We start from the raw sequence: 3850 nt of genomic DNA on the forward strand, positions 1-3850 counted from the left end.
GGCGACCGCGCCCTCGTCGAGCTCGCCGCGATCGGGGACGAGCTGCGCACCGTCACCGTCGCGCGGGGCCGCACCCGCCGCCACCGCCTCGGCGCGGGCGACGCGGCGCGCCGCGAGACCGGCCTGCTCCGCTTCGCCGCGTGCCGCCTCGCCGAGGACGGCGGGCCGCCGGCGCCGTCCTCGCTCACGGGCGCGGCCGAGCGCCTCGACGGCCTCCTGCTCGCACCGCTCTCCCCCGTCCTCGGCGACCGCGACCTGGTCATCGCCCCGACGGGGGTCCTCCACGGCCTGCCGTGGGCGGCGCTCCCGTCCCTGGCGGGGCGCCCGTTCACGGTCGTCCCGTCCGCCGGGGCCTGGCTTCACGCCCGCACGCGCGCCCCGTCCGGCGGGCGCACCGTCCTCGTGGCGGGCCCGGATCTTCTGCACGCCGACCGCGAGATCGCCGCGCTCCGCCGCCTCCACCCCGGCGCCGCCGTCCTGGACGGCCCGGACGCCCGCGCCGAACCCGTCCGCGACGCCCTGGAAGGGGCCGCCCTCGCCCACATCGCCGCCCACGGCGAGTTCCACCCGGGCAACGCCCTGTTCTCCCGGCTGCGCCTGGCCGACGGCCCCCTCATGGTCCACGACCTCGACGAGCTGGCCGATCCGCCGCGCCTGATCGTCCTGTCCGCGTGCGACATCGGCCGCGCCGACGAGGGGGACGCCGTCCTCGGCATGGCCGGCGCGCTGCTGGCCCTGGGCGCCGCCACCGTGATCGCCAGCGTCCTGCCCGTCCGGGACGACGCGACCCCGGCCTTCATGACCGCTTTCCACACCGCGCTGGCGGCCGGGAAGACCCCCTCCCGGGCGCTGGCCGCCATCGCCCGGACCCCGGCCACGACCGGTTTCCTGGCCATGGGAGCGGGCTGACCCCCGGCGGAGGGTCAGTCGCCGACGGCGATCGGGTTGCCGGGGTCGGCCACCCAGTTCGACCACGACCCGACGTAGAGGGCGGCCGGGATGCCGGCGAGGTGGAGGGCGAGGATCTCGTGGGCGGCGGTGACGCCCGAGCCGCAGTAGGCGCCGACGTCGAGGGCGTCGGTGGCGCCGAGCTGCGCGAACCGCTCGCGCAGCAGCCCGGGCGGCAGGAACCGGCCGTCGACGCCGACGTTTCCTGAGGTGGGAGCGTTCCGGGCGCCCGGGATGTGCCCGGCCACGGGGTCGACCGGCTCCTGCTCGCCGCGGTAGCGCTCGGCGGCGCGGGCGTCCAGGAGCACGCCCGCGCGGGCCAGTTCCGCGGCACCCTCGGCGTCCAGGACGGGCAGGCCGCCGGGGTGGGCGACGAAGTCGCCCGGCTTGGCCTCGGGCTCCTCCGTGCTCACCGGGCGGCCGGCCTCGGCCCAGGCGCGGTAGCCGCCGTCCAGGACGCGGACCCGTTCGTGGCCGAAGTAGCGCAGCGACCACCACAGCCGGGCGGCGGCCGTGGAGTCGGCGTCGTCGTAGACCACGACCAGGCTGTCGGCCGAGACCCCGGCGCGGCGCACCGCCGCCTCGAAGGCGGCGGGGTCCGGCAGGGGGTGGCGGCCGCCGGGACCGGGCGGCCCGGCCACGTCGCGGTCGAGGTCGACGAACACGGCGCCGGGCAGGTGCCCCCTGCGGTAGGACTCGATCCCCGGCGGCCCCGCCAGATGCCATCGGACGTCCAGCAGGACCACGTTCGCCTGCCGTCGGAGCAGCCGGTCCAGCGCGGGCACTTCGATGAGAGGGTGCACATCGCCAGTTTGGCCGTCGTTGCCCCGATTAGGGAGGGGCGAATCCGGGTTCATCTCAACTCCGCGGGATCTCAGGGCCGGGACGCGGTGAGCAGCGGCACCAGTTGCTCGGCCGGGACGAGGGAGCCGTGCATGCCGACCATCTGGTCCAGCCACGGCTCCCTTTCGGACGCCACGATCGCGAGGCCGGTGCGCGGGACGGCGACCACGTCGCCGATCCGCTCCAGCATCCCGGGGCCGATCGCGCCGAACCAGCCGTTCTCGACGGCGTGCTCGCGGCTCACGACCCACGCCCTGCCGCTCAGCGTCTCCGTCCAGGCGGCGAGCACGTCCGCGTGGGCGCCCGGCTCGCTGTAAACGTAGCGGGCGCGGGCGTCCCCGCCGAGCAGGGCGACGCCCGCCGCCAGTTCGGGGACGGCGTCGACGTCGATCCGCTCGTCCGGGTCGACCATGCCGTGGTCGGCGGTCACGTGCAGCGACGAGCCCGGCGGCAGGCCCTCCGCGAGGCGCTGCGCGAGGCCGTCGACGTACCGGAGCATGTGCCGCCAGTCGGCGGAGCCGACCCCGAACCGGTGGCCGGTCGCGTCGAGCTCGGCGTAGTACACGGTGACGTAGGCCCGGTCGCCGCGGCGCAGGGCCTGCCCGGCGCGGTCGGCGAGCTGGTAGGGGCCGCGCCCCGCGATGTAGTCGGCGCCGCGCGTGGTGGCGCGGCTGAGGCTGGACCCCCGGTAGAGGGGCTCCGCCACGTAGGCGACCTCGACGCCGTGCGCGGCCGCCCGCCCGTAGGCGGTCGGGACCGGCTGGAACGTCTCGGGGTCGACGGTCTCGTCGTTCCAGCGCAGGCAGTTCAGCAGCCGCCCCGTGCCGGGGATCGCGATCTGCACGCCGAGCAGACCGTGCTCGCCGGGCGGGGCGCCGGTGGCCAGCGAGCCGAGGCTGCTGACGGTCGTCGCCGGGAACCCGGCCGTGATCGGGCCGCCGTCCATCGCGTTCAGGAACGGCGCCTCACGGGGATGGGCTCGGAGCTGCTCCCAGCCGAGGCCGTCGACCAGCAGCACGCAGACGCGCGGCACGGCGGGCAGGCCCAGGACGTTCGGCGCGTCCGGGACGCCCAGCGCTGCCAGCGCGGAGGACGGCAGGTCGGACAGCGCGGCCTCGCCGTAGCGCGGGACGGGCGGTTCGGAGAGGGCCGGCCCCTCCTCCCGGCCGGACCCGCCGCGCCGCTCGGCGGCGGCCGCGCTCACCGCGCGGTCACGGCGGACAGTTCCTCGGCGAAGGCCAGCACCTGGCTCACGGCGTCCGCGCCGTCCGCGGCCTCGCTGACCCGCAGCGACAGGTCGTCGGCCGTCACGCTGCCGGTGTAGCCGTGGTCGGCCTCGCAGTTCTCGTCGCCGCACGTCGCGGGTTCGAGGTCGATGTGGGCGATGGCGCCCCAGCCGATGGTCAGCACGACCTCCGTGGGCGGCACCCCGGGCACGTAGGACGCCGGGTCGGGGACGACCCGCGTCACCGCGACCGACTGGACGCGCTCCAGCTTGACGGCCTCGGTGGTGGTGGACGCGTGCGGCCGCGTCATGCCCTCGCCGGGCGGGTGCTCGTCGGTGTGGCACACCAGCAGCCGGCTCGCCGACAGCACGAGCACGGTCACGTGCCGCCGGACCTCCATCGCGGGGTCGAAGGTCGCCTCGTGGTGGACGACGTAGGCGGTGACGCGCTCGTCCCCGACGGCCGACTCGACCGCGTCCGCGACCAGGGCCGGGTAGTAACCGCTGCGCTCGATCGCCGTGCGCAGACCACTGACGGTCGCTCGGGTTTCCCTCATGGCCCCATCCTGCCCTGTCCGGGGCCGGACGCGCACATGAGCGCCGCGGCACGCGGTCATATGTCCGTGTGCGGGGTAACGGCCTTGTGCGGGTAACGTCCGCGTGCGGGGTACAGGGTGGGCATGGACGAGCATCCACTGCCGACCCCGCCGCCGGTGCCGCCGCCCACGCCGGACCCGGCCCCTCCCCCGCAGCCCCCCGTGCCCCCCGAGCCGCCGCACGGCCCCGCCCCGGGCCCCGCGCCGCGGCCGCCCGGACCGATCCCGCCCGGCCCCT

At 76.9% G+C, this 3850-nt stretch carries 4 protein-coding genes; 1 reads left to right on the plus strand and 3 read right to left on the minus strand.

Translation table 11 applies throughout. From position 1 onward, the window contains the following. On the plus strand, nt 1-909 hold a 909-nt coding region (locus ABD944_RS42010; RefSeq protein WP_345187823.1), incomplete at its 5' end, for a CHAT domain-containing protein. A 14-nt stretch (nt 910-923) separates the two neighbouring features. Here ABD944_RS42010 and ABD944_RS42015 read toward each other — a convergent pair. The 3 genes from ABD944_RS42015 to ABD944_RS42025 form a co-directional block, all read right to left on the minus strand. Further along, a complete protein-coding gene (locus tag ABD944_RS42015; RefSeq protein WP_345187825.1) occupies nt 924-1751 on the minus strand; it encodes a sulfurtransferase in 828 nt (275 codons plus the stop codon). Between the two features lie 71 nt (nt 1752-1822). Continuing rightward, nucleotides 1823-2995 carry an alkaline phosphatase family protein gene (locus tag ABD944_RS42020; protein WP_345187828.1) on the minus strand — a complete coding sequence of 391 codons (1173 nt, stop codon included), beginning with the start codon at nt 2993-2995 and terminating at the stop codon, nt 1823-1825. Beyond that, complete coding sequence (locus tag ABD944_RS42025; RefSeq protein WP_185026304.1) at nt 2992-3573, minus strand: DUF5998 family protein; 582 nt, start codon at nt 3571-3573, stop codon at nt 2992-2994. Before ABD944_RS42025 ends, ABD944_RS42020 begins: the two co-directional genes overlap by 4 nt. Nucleotides 3574-3850 lie beyond the last annotated feature (277 nt).

Origin of the sequence: Actinomadura verrucosospora, from assembly GCF_039540335.1 — a bacterium.
Taxonomy (GTDB): domain Bacteria; phylum Actinomycetota; class Actinomycetes; order Streptosporangiales; family Streptosporangiaceae; genus Spirillospora; species Spirillospora verrucosospora.